The following is a 14,830-nucleotide window of genomic DNA, read 5'->3' as shown; positions in this document are numbered from 1 at the left end:
AGCGCCTCCCTTAGGCCGCATTCTTGCGGAGCTTCTTGGCGGGACAAGAAGCTCCCCGCCGGAGGCACCCAGCCAATGGATGGACAGGGCTGTCGTATGAAACATGAAATAAGCGATAACAAGCGACAAGGGGCGGCAAACTCTGCCAATCCTTGTCGCTTGTTATTTACAGCAGCATCAATTTTATTTCCGGGCAGCCAGATACCGCTCCATTTCCCGGAGAAAGGTCTGGCCGATCTCGTCCAGTTCCGTGTTTTTCGGCTGGATGTAGCCGATTTCCATTCTGGCGTTCTGATTGTCCTTGTCCTCCCGGTAGGGGACGGCAAGGTAATCCGTGCCGTTCAGCTCCTCGCAGATGATGCCGGAGCAGAGGGTAAAGCCGTTGAGGCCGATCATCAGATTCAGCATGGTGGCCCGGTCCGTGGCCCGGATCATCTGGGGATATTCCCGCTCGGAGAGAATCTCCTCGGCAAAATAGGAGGAACTCTGATCTCCCTGCTCGAAGCACAGGCAGGGGTAAGCGCACAGCTCCTCCATGGAGATGGATGCGTTTTTTGCCAGCGGATGCCCCTTCCACAGGTAGACATAGGCGCTGCACTCCACCAGCGGGTGAAATTCCAGCCGGTTTTCGGCAAAGAGCTTGTTGAGCACCGTTCGGTTGTGTCTGGAGCGGAAGAGGATACCAATGTCGCTGCGGCGCTGGGCCACATCGTGGATCACGTCTATGGTCCGGGTCTCCCGGATGGCGTACTCGAACCGGCTGGCGTCGAACTGCCGCACGGTGTCCACAAAGGCTTTGGTCACGAAGGAATAGTGCTGGGTGGATACGCCGAAGATCCGCTTCTTGGGCTTCAGATACTCCTGCTCCATGAGTTCATACTGCTGGTAGATCTGCCGGGCGTAGTGCAGGAACCGGCGGCCGTCATTGGTCAGCGTCACGCCCCGGTTGGTCCGGTTGAAGATGGTGACGCCTACCTCCTGCTCCAGCTCCTGAATGGCTCCGGTCAGTGCCGGCTGGGTCACATAAAGCTGCTCCGCCGCCCGGTTCATGGACCCGGTCTGGGCGATGGTCAGGCAGTAGCGGATCTGTTGTAAAGTCATAGGGTCTCCTTTTACGCAAGTTGGCACTTGCGTAATTGACAATGGACAATTGACAGTTGACAATTAAGGCGTTTCCTTCGGAAATGAATTGAAAACAATTCAAATTTGTCCCGTAGGGACACAATAATTGTCAATTGTTCATTGTCAATTGTCCATTTTTATTACTTTACCGCGTTCAGCGCCTGATCCAGGTCGGCAAGGATGTCGTCGATGTGCTCGGTGCCGATGGAGAGGCGGATGGTGTTCTGGTAGATGCCGACGTTTGCCAGTTCCTCGTCGGTCAGCTGGGCATGGGTGGTGGAGGCGGGGTGGATGACCAGACTCTTCACATCGGCCACGTTGGCCAGCAGAGAGAAGATCTTCAGGCTGTCAATGAACTTGAAGGCCTCTTCCCGGCCGCCCTTGATGCGGAAGGTGAAGATGGACGCGCCGCCGTTGGGGAAGTACTTCTCGTACAGGGCGTGATCCGGATGGTCCGGCAGGCTGGGATGGCTGACGGATTCCACCATGGGATGATTGACCAGAAATTCCACAACCTTTTTGGCGTTTTCCGCGTGGCGTTCCAGACGCAGGCTCAGGGTCTCGGTGCCCTGAAGCAGCAGGAAGGCGGCGAAGGGGCTGATACAGGCGCCTTCGTCCCGCAGCAGAATGGCCCGGACGTAGGTGACGAAGGGAGCCGCAGGGGCAGCCTTGGTGAACTGTACGCCGTGGTAGCTGGGGTTCGGCTCGGAGATCCAGGGATAAGCGCCGTTTCCGGCCCAGTCAAAGGTGCCCGCGTCCACAATGACGCCGCCCAGAGTGGTGCCGTGGCCGCCGATGAACTTGGTAGCGGAGTGGACAACGATATCCGCGCCGTGCTCGATGGGACGAATCAGGTAGGGGGTGCCGAAGGTGTTGTCGATGACCAGGGGCAGGCCGTGGCGGTGGGCGATTTCAGCGATGGCGTCGATATCGGGGATATCGGAGTTGGGGTTGCCCAGAGTCTCGATGTAAACGGCCTTGGTGTTGGGCTGAATGGCGGCTTCCACTTCGGCAAGGTTGTGGGCGTCCACAAAGGTGGTGGTGATGCCGTACTGGGGCAGGGTATGGGCCAGCAGGTTGCTGGTGCCGCCGTAAATGGTCTTCTGGGCCACAATGTGCTCTCCCTGACGGGCCAGAGCCTGAATGGAGTAGACAATCGCCGCCGCGCCGGAGGCCACGGCCAGACCGGCAGTGCCGCCCTCCAGAGCCGCGATGCGCTTCTCAAATACATCCTGGGTGGAGTTGGTCAGACGGCCGTAGATGTTGCCGGAATCCGCCAGACTGAACCGGTCGGCGGCGTGCTGGCTGTTGTGGAAGACGTAGGAGGTGGTGGCGTAAATAGGTACGGCACGGGCATCGCTGGCGGGATCCGCCTGCTCCTGGCCTACGTGCAGCTGAAGCGTTTCAAAATGGTACTTGCTCATAATCGTTTCCTCATTTCCATCTATATTGAAGATTGTATTTTCGTTTTTGGCTGCCCCGCAGGGGCTGCTGACGGGGTTATTATAACGAAAATTCGCTATAAGTCAACACAAGGAAACAGATAGCTGGCTATCAGAAAAACTTTTAACGCTCAATGGCCTTTACAAAGGCGGTCTTGTCTTCCGCTTTGAAGAACGCGGACCCGGCGACCAGCACCCGGGCGCCGTTTTCCTTACACAGTTCCCCGGTCTCGGCGTTGACGCCGCCGTCTACCTCCAGCAGACATCCGGGATTCCGGGCCGCGCAGAGATCCCGCAGGGCGGAGAGCTTTTCCATCTGGTTTTCCATAAAGCTCTGACCTCCAAAGCCGGGTTCCACCGTCATGACAAGGATCATGTCCACCTTGTTAAGGTAGGGCAGCACCGCCTGGGCGGGGGTGTTGGGCTTTACGGATACGGCGGCTTTTTTCCCAAGAGCGTGGATTTTGTCCAGGGCCAGCAGGGTGTTTTCCTCCGTATCGGCCTCCACGTGGATGGTCACATAGTCCGCCCCTGCTTTGCAGAAGGCATCCACATAGCGCACCGGCCGGTCGATCATCAGGTGGACGTCCAGAATCAGATCCGTATATTTCCGCAGAGCGGCCACGGTGGGGATGCCGATGGTGATATTGGGTACAAAATTGCCATCCATGACATCCACATGGACCCATTTGCAGCCCGCGTTTTGGATGGTTTTCAGATCCTCCCCCAGATAGGCAAAGTCCCCGGAGAGAATGGAAGGCGCGAGAATAGACATGGGAATACCTCCGTAGTGTTGTAGAGATTGTTGTTTGCGGAGCAAACAAATTGACAATTGACAATGAACAATTGACAATTATTGTGTCCCTGCGGGACGAATTTGAAATTATTTTTTTGATTTGTTTCCGAAGGAAACTCCTTAATTGTCAACTGTCAATTGTCAATTGTCAATTTGGCAAACCCCGGTTTGCCGTTTTTCTTTCCGGAAAAAGTATAACACACCCATTTCTTTTGCGCAACCGAAATTGTTGAGAGTTAGGCTACGCTAACAGCTTGCGCGGCGCATAATGGGGTGCTATAATGACCCCAAAACAAAGATTATGAGGTGGTCTTTGAGATGACAATGGATGAACTGAAGCCCGGCCAATCCGCGTTTATTGCCGCGGTGGGCGGTGACGGGGCCTTGCGGCACCATCTGCTGGATATGGGCCTGACACCCCAGACAGAGGTCATGCTGCAAAAGGTGGCCCCTATGGGAGACCCTGTGCAGATCACCCTGCGGGGGTATGAGCTGACCCTGCGGCTGGAAGAGGCCAGATGGATTGAAATTGAAAATGTACACAGAGATCCGATTCCTGTCCACGGACGGGAACCCCGGATTCAGCCCATCCCGCACCCCGGTGTGGGCGAAAAGCAGGGCAGGGAAGTGCCCCTGAAGGACGGCCCGCTGACCTTTGCTCTGGCAGGCAACCAGAACTGCGGCAAGACCACCCTCTTTAACCAGCTTACCGGTGCCAACCAGCATGTGGGCAATTTTCCGGGCGTGACCGTAGACCGGAAGGACGGCACCATTCGCAATCACCCGGAGGCAACGGTTACGGATCTGCCCGGCATCTACTCCCTGTCCCCCTATTCCAACGAGGAGATCGTCACCCGGGATTTCCTGATGAACGACCGCCCCAGCGGCATTATCAATATTGTGGACGCCACCAATATCGAACGGAACCTATATCTGACCATGCAGCTTATGGAGCTGGAGATCCCCATGGTGCTGGCCCTGAACATGATGGATGAGGTCCGGGCCAATGGCGGCTCCGTCCGCATCAACGAACTGGAGGAAATTCTGGGCATCCCCGTGGTCCCCATTTCCGCCGCCCGGAATGAGGGCATCGACGAGCTTATCGACCACGCCCTCTATGTTGCCCGGGCAGAGCAGAAGCCCCAGCGGGTGGACTTCTGTCTGGAGAGCGACGATCCCAGGGATCCGGTGGGCGCGGTGCACCGCTGCATCCACGCCGCCGCAACCCTTTTGGAGGCGGATATCCGCCGGGCAAAGCTCCCCGTCCGCTTCGCCACCACCAAGCTGGTGGAAAAGGACAGCCTGATGGAGCAGAAACTGCCCCTGAATCCCGAAAAGCAGCAGGCATTCCGGCAGATAGTTTCCATTATGGAACAGGAGACCGGTCTGGACCGGGAGGCGGCCATGGCAAACATGCGCTTCCAGTTTCTGGAAACGCTGTGCAAAAAGACGGTGGTCCGGCCCCATGAGAGCAAAGAGCACAAGCGCAGTATGGCCATTGACCGGGTTCTTACAGGAAAATACACGGCCATTCCCTGCTTTTTGGGAATCATGGCTCTGGTGTTCCTGATGACCTTCACCCTGATCGGCGGCACGCTGTCCGATCTGATGGAGCTGGGCGTGGGCTGGGTGACGGAGTGGATCGACCGGGGACTTACCGCCTGGCAGATCAACCCCGTGGTCCATGACCTGGTGGTGAACGGCGTGTGCGCCGGTGTGGGCAGCGTTCTGAGCTTCCTGCCCACCATCGTTACCCTGTTCTTCTTCCTGTCCATCCTGGAGGACACGGGCTACATGGCCCGGGTGGCTTTTGTGATGGACCGGCCCCTCCGGAAGCTGGGCCTTTCCGGCCGAAGCTTTGTGCCCATGCTCATCGGCTTCGGCTGCTCCGTGCCCGCGGTCATGGCGACCCGGACCCTGTCCAGTGAGCGGGACCGGAAAATGACCATTCTGCTGACGCCCTTTATGAGCTGCTCCGCCAAGCTGCCCATCTACACCATGCTGGTGTCCGCCTTCTTCCCCAGAGGCTGGCAGCCTGTGGCCATGATTGGCCTGTACGGTCTGGGCATCCTCTGCGGTGTTGTCTACGCCCTGATTCTGAAGCACACTGCTTTCTCCGGCGAGCCTGTGCCCTTCGTTATGGAACTGCCGAATTACCGCCTGCCCAGCGCCAAGAGCGTGGGCCAGCTGATCTGGGAAAAGGCAAAGGGCTTTGTACAGAAGGCGTTTACCATTATCTTTGCCGCCTCCGTCATTATCTGGGTTTTGCAGACCTTTGATATCCGCCTGAATGTGGCCTCCTCCCCGGAGGTGAGCCTGCTGGCACTGCTGGGCAGCCTGATCTCCCCAATCTTCAAGCCCCTTGGCTTCGGCGACTGGCGGGCCTCCACAGCCCTTATCACCGGTTTCACGGCAAAGGAGAGCATGGTGTCCACTCTGACGCTGCTTCTGGGCGGCGACGCAAGCCGGATCACCACCATGTTCAGTCCCTTTACGGCGGTGGTGTTTCTGGTGTTCACCCTGCTCTACACCCCCTGCGTGGCGGCCATCGCCACGGTCAAGCGGGAAATGGGCAGCGCCCGGGCGGCAGCGGTGACGGTGGTTAGCCAGTGCGCCATTGCCTGGGTTGTGGCGTTCCTTGTCCGCTGCGTCGGCCTGATTTTCGGATGGGTGTGAGAATATGAACCTGCAAAGTATTCTGGTGCTTCTGGCTGTGGCCGTGGGATTTTTCTTCGCGGTGCGCCATGGAAAGAAAAAGTATAAATGCGGCTGCTGCGGGGACTGCAGGACCTGCGCCAACCGGGGCAGCTGCAAATAGCGAAAGGATCCATTGGCGGGGACGGCGGAAATGCCGTGCCCGCCAATTTTTTGCCGCTTTTCCCAAAAACAGGAAAGATTGCAGGAATGATGCCGCATTTTTGCGGCGGACGGGGATTTTATGAATTCAGGGCCGGGGAAACCCTGCTTTGGCGGCGTTTGAGGGGAAGTGCTTTCCACGTGGGACGGCGGAAAAGGAGGATATGTCCACGCCTAAAGCGCAAATGTCCATACGGAAAGGTTATACCCCTGGGGGCAGTATTGAAAAATGAAATAACGCCGGGGTGATTATGCAAAAATGCTTGCAATGCGGCCTATTCTGTGAAATAATGGAGTCCATAAACAAAGTGTCCGGCAGGGCCGGGCAGGGAAGGATGTTTTGGGATGATACAGAAGGAACGGTTTTACGAGGATGTGACAGCCTATGTCCATGCCCATTCCCAGACGCTGGTGGAAGCACTTTCCGAGCTGGTACGCCGAAAAAGCGTCAGCTCCAGCGGCGAGGGTGTGGCGGATTGCTGCGAATATGTGATTGCCCAGATGGAGCGCATCGGCATTGAGACTACCCGCTATGACATCAGGCCCTACCCCTGCATTGTGGGCAGGCTTGGAAATGATCCCGCCAAAAAAACAGTGCTGATTTATGCCCACTACGATGTACAGCCTGTAGGAAAACGGGAACTGTGGCGCACGGAACCCTTTGACCCGGTGATTCGCGACGGCAAAATCTGGGGCAGAGGCACCGCCGACAACAAAGGCCCCCTGATGGCCCATCTGCTGGCGGTGGATTATCTGAAGAATAAGCTGGGGTATCTGCCCGTTAATCTGAAATTTATCTTTGAAGGCTGTGAGGAGTCCTCCAGCCTGGGGCTACCGGAGTTTCTGGCAGAGCATAAGGAGCTGCTGAAGGCGGATATAGTCTATTTCAGTGACGGCTCCAAGAGCCACAGCGATGAGCCCATCATTGCGCTGGGTGTCAAGGGAATGCTGTATGTGGAGCTGATTCTCACCACCATGTCCCGGGATGTGCACTCCCAGTACGCGCCGGTGCTGCCCAGCGCCGCCTGGCAGATGGTGGAGCTGCTGGGGAAGCTTCGCAAGGACGGTATTGTGCAGATTCCCGGATTCTATGAGGACATCATTCCCGCAACTGAGGAGGAAAACGCCATCCTCAATGCCGGCCCCAATGTGGACGAGGCATTGAAAAAGACCTACGGAACCTATCCGGTTTATGACAAAAAGACCGGCTATTACGCAACACTGAACAACCAGCCCACCTTCAATATTTCCGGCGTATTCTCCGGCTTTACGGGAGAGGGCGGCGCCACGGTGCTCCCCTCCAGGGCAACGGCCAAGATTGATATGCGTCTGGTAGTGGCCCAGTCCGGCGAAAAGATTCTGGGGCAGCTGAAGGACTACATCCGGACTCTGGGCTATGACAATGTGGAGGTTGTCTGCCGGGGCATTACGGATCCCGCCAAGACCTCCATCCATACACCCTACCTGCCGGTGATTCAGAAGGCGGTGAACGGAATCTTCGGTTCCAGCCTGATCTATCCTAACCGGCCCTCTACCGCGCCGGATTACCTGTGGACCAATATTCTGGGCCTGCCCACCATTCAGGTTCGCTGGTGCGACTTTGATTCCGACAACCATGCCCCCAATGAGCATCTGTCCGTTGAGAACTATCTGCGGGGCATTGCCCTGACGGCTTCCGCCCTGATGGAAATCGGAACCGCGGAGCTGTAAAAAATGCGTGCCGCAAAAACGGCACGCAGAGAAAACTATCGGTTCTGGCTGTTCCGGATTTGCCCTTCCCGGAGGATGGCAGAGGAAAGCATCTGCCTGAGCTGCTCCTTCAGCAGCCCCGGGAATCTGTCCGGCTTGCAGCACATGACGTAATCGATGATATTTGGCTCCTGTAAAATGTTGTAAACCCGCACAGGTGCCAGAAGCTGGAACAGGTGCAGGTAGCTGTCGAAGGTAAAGCCCAGCTCCTCGCCCATGGCGATCATATTCAGCGTGGCCTCGTGCTTGGCGGCCCCCTCCCGCATGGCGGGCTGAATGCCGCTGGCAGCCAGTACCCGTTTTCCCATGACGTAGGTGCTGTTGTTGGAGGTCAGCATAAGGAAGGTGCGATTTTTCAGGGTACGCAGATCGACGGTGGTATGGTCTCCCTCCGAAGCGCAGGGCCGGGGCGGATTTTTCAGACCACTGACCAGCATCAGTCGATCCTGCCGAAGGGGAAACCGTTCCCACTGGCCGGGAAGGGCCACATCGTTCGTCAGAACCAGATCCAGCTGGCCGCTGTTCATCTTTTCAATCAGCTCGGCTTGTGCGCCGTCCAGAATTTGCAGATGCCCCTGAGGAAACGCCTGAGAAAAGGCCATGTAGATGCAGGGGGCCAGACGGGGGGCGCGGAGCGTCTGAACACCGATTTGCAGATTCAGCGCCTGACCTCCGCAGGCCAGCAGCGCTGCCTCCCGCCGGAAGTCCTGGCCGATACGCAGAATCTGCCGGGCCTTTTCCAGATACAGCGTTCCCAGCTCGGTAGGAACCAGCGTTTTGCTTCGCTGAAACAGGGGATATCCCAGACGCTGCTCCGTAATGGTGAGAAATCTGCTCAGCGCGGGCTGAGAGATGTGCAGCATCGCGGCGGCCCGGGTAATGCTCCCGCAGTCGGCAATGGTTGTGATATAAAGCTGCTCCTGCAAATCCATGGCTGCCTCCTGATTGCTTGTTGCCTGAGATAACACCTATTATCATACCGTATTTTGGCAAGAATGCAAGAGGCAAATAACATTCCGGTTATCCGAGGCGAAAGCCTCTGAATAACAGGAGGAATCCTGAAATCCGGTTCCGGATCCCTCCGAAAAATCTATTTAGGAAAGAGAGATTAGAAATGAGCGAAGAAAACAAGAAGTCAACGAAGAAACCCTTCAAGATGCCCCATACCTTTGTGATTCTGCTGGCAATTATCTGTCTGGCTATGGTAGTTTCCTGGATCATTCCCTCCGGCGAGTACGCACGTGAGGTAAACGATGCGGGAATCAAAGTGGTCATTCCCGACCAGTTTTCCATTGTGGAGAAGACCTATCTGAAGCCCTGGGATATTCCCAGCATGATCGTCAAGGGCTTCTCCGACCAGGCTACCCTGATTTTCATGACCATGTTCGTGGGCGCAGGTTTCAATGTTCTGCTGAAGACCAATGCCGTTCAGGCGCTGATTGCCGTCATGATTCGGAAGCTGGGCAAGCTGGAGTCTGCTTTCATCGCCGCGCTGATGCTGGTCTGCGCCCTGATTGCCACAACCCAGTCCGTTACCGTTTTCATCGCCTTTACACCCGTTATCATTATGATGGTTCGCGCCATGGGCTATGACTCCCTGGTGGGCGCAGCCATTCCTCTGATGGGTGGTGCCATCGGCTTCAGCACCGGCACGCTGAACGCCTCTTCCACTGCCATTGCCCAGGCCATTGCTGAGCTGCCCACCTTCTCCGGTATCGGCTACCGCTTTGTCTGCCTGTTCGTTTACTGGGCAGTCAGCAGCTATATGCTGATCCGCTACGCCAAGAAGGTCAAGGCAACTCCCTCTCTCAGCCCCATGTACGATCTGGATCTGGCTGACACCGCTACCGAGGTGGACGAAAGCGTTATGACCAAGATGACCGTCCGTCAGGTTCTGTGCCTGCTGTCTCTGGTTGGAACGCTGGTTGCCATCTGCTGGGGCTGCATCCAGTTGGGCTGGGGCCAGAAGGAAATCGGTATTGCCTTTATCTGGCTGGCCATCATCTGCGGCGTCTGCGCAGGCTTTGGCCCCACACAGATCTGCAACTACTTCGTGGAAGGCGCCCAGAAGCTGCTGGCAACCGCGTTCATTGTCGGTATCTCCAAGACCATTGCCAATGTCTTCACCAGTGCCCAGGTTATGGATACCATCGTCTACGGCATTTCCAATGTGCTCAATGCCTTCCCTGTTGCCTTGAAGGGTGTATCCATGTTCTGGGCAAACCTGATCATCAACTTCCCCATCGTCTCCGCCTCCGGTCAGGCCGGTGTGGTGATGCCCATCTTCACCCCCGTGGCGGATATGATCGGCATTACCCGTCAGACTGCCGTTCTGGCCTACAACTTCGGCGACGGCTTCTGCAACTACATCATCCCCTGGTCCTCCGCTTTGATGGGCAACCTGGCCGTTGCCAATATCCCCTATGACCGCTGGATGAAGTTCTTCTGGAAGATGTTCCTGGTCTGGATTGCCCTGGGCAGCGTGCTGCTGTTCATCGCCCAGATGATGAACTACGGCCCCTTCTAAGTTATGGATTATTCCGAGAGAATCCAAGACATCAGGGCGTTCATTCAGGAGCAGGAGCAGAGCCTTCTGGACGACTGGTTTCAGCTGATTTCCCATGTGAGTGTCAGCGAGACCGGCGAGGGCGTGGAGGAATGCTGCGACTGGATTTATGGCAAAATGGCCGCTCTGGGCCTTGCAGTTCAAAAATACGATGTGCGCCCCTTCCCGGTGCTGGTGGGCCGCACCCACCGGGATCCGGCGAAGAAAACCGTTCTGCTCTACGCCCATTATGACGTCAAGCCTGCCGGTGACCCCGGCAAGTGGCGCACGGATCCCTTCCGACCCACCGTAGTGGACGGGAAGGTTTACGCCCGGGGTAGCGCCGACAATAAGTCCCCGCTGATGGCCCACCTGGAGGCTCTGGCCTATTACCGCAATCGGGGGCTGGAGCTGCCGGTGAACCTGATTTACCTCTTTGAGGGCTGTGAGGAATCCGGAAGCCTGGGCCTTCCGGAGTTTCTGGAGGCCCATCGGCAGGAGCTGGACGCGGACATGGTCTTTTTCAGTGACGGCTCCAAGGATCCCAGCGGCAAACCTATTATTGCCCTGGGCTGCAAGGGCTGCCTGAATTTCACCATTCGGGTAAAGACCATGACCAAGAATGTCCATTCCCGTTATGCCCCGGTGCTGCCCAGCGCCGCTTGGGCGCTGGTGGATCTGCTGTCAAAGCTGAAGCAGGGGGATCAGGTCCTGGTTCCCGGCTTCTACGACGGCCTCCGGCCCATTAACGAAAAAGAACGGGCGCTGCTGGAAACGCTGCCTTCCTCTGAGGACGAGCTGAACCGGATTTATCAGGCGAAGCCTCAGAATTACGGCAGGGAGTTCTATCCCCGCCTGTTCTTCCAGCCCACCTTCAACGTCCAGTCCATTCGCTGCGGTGCCAACGGTGTGGTTCCCGCAGAGGCGGAAGCCTCCGTTGACATCCGTCTGGCCCCGGGTCAGAAAGGTGAGGATGTATTTGAAAAGATCCGCGCCTACATTGCGGCGCTGGGCTATGACAATGTGGAGCTGGAATTCGAGGGCTGCATCCCCCCCTCCCAGACCGATGTGTCTACCCCGTATCTGCCTGCTGTGGAGGATATCTGCACCCAAATCTATGGGGACTACATCCTCTATCCCTGCCGTCCTTCCTCCGCACCGGATTTCCTCTGGACGGATATTCTGAAGCTCCCGGCCATTCAGGTTCGTTGGAGCGACGCGGACTCGGACAACCATGCCCCCAACGAGCATTTGTCCATCAGGGAGTATTTTGACGGAATCGTCCTCACCGCCTGCGCCTTCCCAGCCATTGCGGTTGTGGACACACCCTGAAAAGAATCAGACAAAAACACAGATACCCTCTCCTGTCCTTGGGAGAGGGTATCCACTCAGGAGGATTTTCATGAAAGAAAAACTGTATGGCCTTGTAGAGGCCCAGGCGGATCGGCTGCTTTCCATGGCCGATCAGATCTTTGACAATCCCGAATACGACGGCGAGGAGTTCTTTGCCTCCGGATTGCTGGAGGACTATCTGGAAGAAAACGGCTTTGCCGTAGAGCGGGGCCTGAAGGACTGGCCCACCGCTTTCCGGGCAACCTGGAAGCAGGGCGAGGGCGGTCCCCGGATCGGTCTGCTGTGCGAATACGATGCACTGCGGAATCTTGGCCACGGCTGCGGCCACCATATGCAGGGTCCCTGCATATGCGGTACCGCTGTGGCACTGAAAAACGCCGGTATCGACAAGCCCTTCGAGCTGGTGGTTTACGGCACTCCCGCAGAGGAATCCCTCAGCGCCAAGGTGACCATGTGGGAAAACGGCTACTTCCGGGACATTGATGTGGCTTTGATGATGCACGGCGGCCCGGACACCTGCGTGGACGAAAAGAGTCTGGCGCTGTCCAACTATACCATCACCTTCCATGGCAAGGGTGCCCATGCCGCACTGGCCCCTGACCAGGGCAGAAGCGCTCTGGACGCGCTGCTGCTGTGCTTCAACGGCGTGGAATTCCTGCGTGAGCACGTCCGGGAGGATACCCGGATGCACTATACCATTGCCGAGTACCCCGGCCCCTGCAATGTGGTACCGTCCAAGGCTGTGGCAAACATCTCCCTGCGCAGCTACTCCCGGGAGGTTTTGAAGGATGTCTGCCGCCGTTTTGAGCAGATCGTCCAGGGCGCTGCCCTGATGGCTGATGTGACCTGTGAGATCCAGAGAGAGAAGGATCTGGACAACAAGGTTCCCTGCTACTCCCTGAACGAGGTTATCATGAAAAATGCCGAGGCCTGCGGCGCCCCCGGCATCGGCCCTGTGCGAAAAAAGACCGGCAGTACCGATTTCGGCAATGTGACCAACCATATGCCCGGCAGCTGCATCCGGGTGCAGTTCGTTCCCACCGGCACTTCCAGCCACTCTCAGGCATTTGTGGACGCCGGTAAGACCAAAGCAGGGCACAACGCCCTCCTGTACGGTGCGAAAATTCTCAGTACCACCGCTCTGGATCTGATTGAGACCGATGGACTCATGGACAAGCTATGGGCGGACTTTGAGGAAGCCAAAAAGAAAGCATAAAAAACGCAAAAAGAAGGGTGCGCCGGCGGCGCACCCTTTCACTATGGATTTTTCAGGTTTTACGGATGAATTTCTCCTTGCATCTGGGGCAGGTGATGGAGATTTTGCCCTTGCCTCTGGGGACGCGAACGGTCTGGCGGCACTTGGGGCAGTCGAAATAGCGGTTGTTCCGATCCTTCAGCCGGTCGAAGATCAGCAGGAATTTCCGGTTCTCCTGATACCGTTTGTAGGTGTTCCGGGACAGGGCCCGGAAAATGGCCCAGATCATCAGAGCGTAACTCAGCGCCCAGAAGATCGTCCGCATTGTCAGGTTCCGGAACAGGGAGGAGAGGATGCTTGCCGCCAATCCGCAGCACAGAATGGCCATGTTCAGCCGATCGGAACCGTATCGGCCGGACATAAAGCTGCGGAAGCTGGCGGAGAGCCGCCCCCCCGCCTGGTGTAGCCAGAGAGAGAATTTATTCATGAAATCCACCTTTGCCTATGGGAAACTCAAATTGATATTCCTATTATATTGCGGATTTTGTGAATTTCAACACCGCGGCCTTATAATTTACGGATTGTTTAAGAATGTCAAATCTTAAGAATTGGAAAATGGTATTGGCGAATTTGGGGAATTATGATAGAATAAACGAAAAATGACGGGAAGGAGGCAGCCTGTGAAGAAGCGGATCCATATGAAGCCGGAGCTTGTCATGGTTCTGATAGCCATGGTCAGCGCGCTTGCGCTTATGGGAATGCTCATCGCCTGCATCCCCTATTACTACCCCAAAGAGGATGCGGACCCGGAGGCTCTTCTGCAGCACCAGCGGGAGCTGGAGCAGGCCATGGAACGGACGGAGCCTCTTCCGGAGACGGAGCCGGAGGAAACGGCGGTACCCACCATTCCGCCGGAAGCCAATCCCTATACCAAGCGGGATTTCCAGTACAGCAGCCATAATTTCCTGCTCTGTACCCAGCAGGACAGCTATCCGGGCGTCGATGTGTCCTCCTTCCAGGGCGTTATCGATTGGGAAAAGGTCCGTGCTTCCGGCATCCGGTTCGCCATGGTGCGTCTGGGGTTCCGGGGCTACGGCCAGGCCGGCAACATGGTGGAGGACGAATTTGCCCGCCGGAATCTGGAAGGGGCCAAAAAGGCGGGACTGGAGGTAGGCGCTTACTTCTTCTCCCAGGCGACCACCATTGATGAGGTGGATGATGAGATTTTCTTTTTCATGAAGACGCTGGGGGACTTTGAGCTGACCATGCCCGTTGTCCTGGACTGGGAGCATGTGGGCGTGGAGACTGCCCGGACCAACAATGTGGACGCTGAGACATTGACCGCCATGCAGAAGCATTTCTGCAAGACGATGGTGGACTTCGGCTACACGCCCATGGTCTATTTCAACTGGCATCTGGGGGAAAACAACCTGTATCTCTCCGAGCTGGAGGACTATCCCTTCTGGCTGGCCCTGTACCAGGACCGCATGACCTATCCTTTCCGGGTGGAAATGTGGCAGTACACCTGCACCGGCCGGGTTCCCGGCATCCAGGGCGACGTGGACATCAACGTCTATATGCCGGATCCGACAAAAATCCGGTAAAGAACTAGGGGCGGCGAAAAATGCCGCCCCTATAATTGTGTCAGCTCAAAGGATTTACTTTTTGCCGCTAGCCCTGTCCGCATTTGGGCCGGGTCCCTCCGGGGGCCCCTTTCTTGTCCCGCCAAGAAAGGGGGAAAGAATGCGGCCTAAGGGAGGCGCTGTCGGCAA

12 protein-coding genes are annotated in these 14,830 nt (G+C 56.8%); 7 read left to right on the top strand and 5 right to left on the bottom strand.

Annotated elements, in window-relative coordinates:
- Nucleotides 1–183: 183 nt before the first annotated feature.
- The 3 genes from KQI10_RS03720 to rpe all read right to left on the bottom strand — a co-directional run bounded on the left by KQI10_RS03720 (nucleotide 184) and on the right by rpe (nucleotide 3,339).
- Nucleotides 184–1,101, bottom strand: coding sequence for a LysR family transcriptional regulator (locus tag KQI10_RS03720; protein ID WP_216566064.1), 918 nt, complete (start codon nucleotides 1,099–1,101; stop codon nucleotides 184–186).
- A 161-nt stretch (nucleotides 1,102–1,262) separates the two neighbouring features.
- A complete protein-coding gene (locus KQI10_RS03715) occupies nucleotides 1,263–2,546 on the bottom strand; it encodes an O-acetylhomoserine aminocarboxypropyltransferase/cysteine synthase family protein (RefSeq protein ID WP_216566063.1) in 1,284 nt (427 codons plus the stop codon).
- A gap of 142 nt (nucleotides 2,547–2,688) precedes the next feature.
- On the bottom strand, nucleotides 2,689–3,339 hold the full coding sequence (gene rpe, locus KQI10_RS03710; protein ID WP_216566062.1) for a ribulose-phosphate 3-epimerase: 651 nt from the start codon (nucleotides 3,337–3,339) through the stop codon (nucleotides 2,689–2,691).
- Between the two features lie 339 nt (nucleotides 3,340–3,678).
- Between rpe and feoB the strand changes: the two genes are divergently transcribed.
- The 3 genes from feoB (at nucleotide 3,679) to KQI10_RS03695 (ending at nucleotide 7,926) form a co-directional block, all read left to right on the top strand.
- Nucleotides 3,679–6,036 (top strand): ferrous iron transport protein B, encoded by a 2,358-nt coding sequence (gene feoB, locus KQI10_RS03705; RefSeq protein ID WP_216566061.1) that lies wholly within the window; start codon nucleotides 3,679–3,681, stop codon nucleotides 6,034–6,036.
- 4 nt (nucleotides 6,037–6,040) lie between these two features.
- Entirely contained in the window at nucleotides 6,041–6,178 is a 138-nt protein-coding gene (locus tag KQI10_RS03700; protein WP_216566060.1) for a hypothetical protein, read from the top strand.
- A 383-nt stretch (nucleotides 6,179–6,561) separates the two neighbouring features.
- Entirely contained in the window at nucleotides 6,562–7,926 is a 1,365-nt protein-coding gene (locus KQI10_RS03695; protein ID WP_216566059.1) for a M20/M25/M40 family metallo-hydrolase, read from the top strand.
- A 35-nt stretch (nucleotides 7,927–7,961) separates the two neighbouring features.
- Here the strand turns inward: KQI10_RS03695 and KQI10_RS03690 are convergent, their stop codons facing one another.
- Complete coding sequence (locus tag KQI10_RS03690; protein WP_216566058.1) at nucleotides 7,962–8,897, bottom strand: LysR family transcriptional regulator; 936 nt, start codon at nucleotides 8,895–8,897, stop codon at nucleotides 7,962–7,964.
- Nucleotides 8,898–9,079: 182 nt separating this feature from the next.
- Between KQI10_RS03690 and KQI10_RS03685 the strand changes: the two genes are divergently transcribed.
- From KQI10_RS03685 to KQI10_RS03675, 3 genes are all read left to right on the top strand, one after another.
- A complete protein-coding gene (locus KQI10_RS03685; protein ID WP_216566057.1) occupies nucleotides 9,080–10,492 on the top strand; it encodes a YfcC family protein in 1,413 nt (470 codons plus the stop codon).
- Between the two features lie 3 nt (nucleotides 10,493–10,495).
- Nucleotides 10,496–11,842, top strand: a complete 1,347-nt coding sequence (locus KQI10_RS03680; protein WP_216566056.1) for a M20/M25/M40 family metallo-hydrolase — start codon at nucleotides 10,496–10,498, stop codon at nucleotides 11,840–11,842.
- A 70-nt stretch (nucleotides 11,843–11,912) separates the two neighbouring features.
- Complete coding sequence (locus KQI10_RS03675; RefSeq protein WP_216566055.1) at nucleotides 11,913–13,079, top strand: M20 family metallopeptidase; 1,167 nt, start codon at nucleotides 11,913–11,915, stop codon at nucleotides 13,077–13,079.
- Between the two features lie 52 nt (nucleotides 13,080–13,131).
- On the opposite strand, the gene KQI10_RS03670 is transcribed toward KQI10_RS03675, so the two are convergent.
- Nucleotides 13,132–13,545: a hypothetical protein gene (locus tag KQI10_RS03670; protein WP_216566054.1), complete on the bottom strand. Its 414-nt coding sequence runs from the start codon at nucleotides 13,543–13,545 to the stop codon at nucleotides 13,132–13,134.
- Nucleotides 13,546–13,738: 193 nt separating this feature from the next.
- Between KQI10_RS03670 and KQI10_RS03665 the strand changes: the two genes are divergently transcribed.
- Nucleotides 13,739–14,662, top strand: coding sequence for a glycoside hydrolase family 25 protein (locus KQI10_RS03665; protein WP_216566053.1), 924 nt, complete (start codon nucleotides 13,739–13,741; stop codon nucleotides 14,660–14,662).
- Nucleotides 14,663–14,830: the final 168 nt, after the last annotated feature.

The sequence above is a fragment of the Pseudoflavonifractor sp. MSJ-30 genome (assembly GCF_018918045.1).
Taxonomy (GTDB): Bacteria; Bacillota; Clostridia; order Oscillospirales; family Oscillospiraceae; genus Faecousia.
Note: the sequence above shows the minus strand (reverse complement) of the source record. Positions and strands in the feature narration are given on the sequence as shown.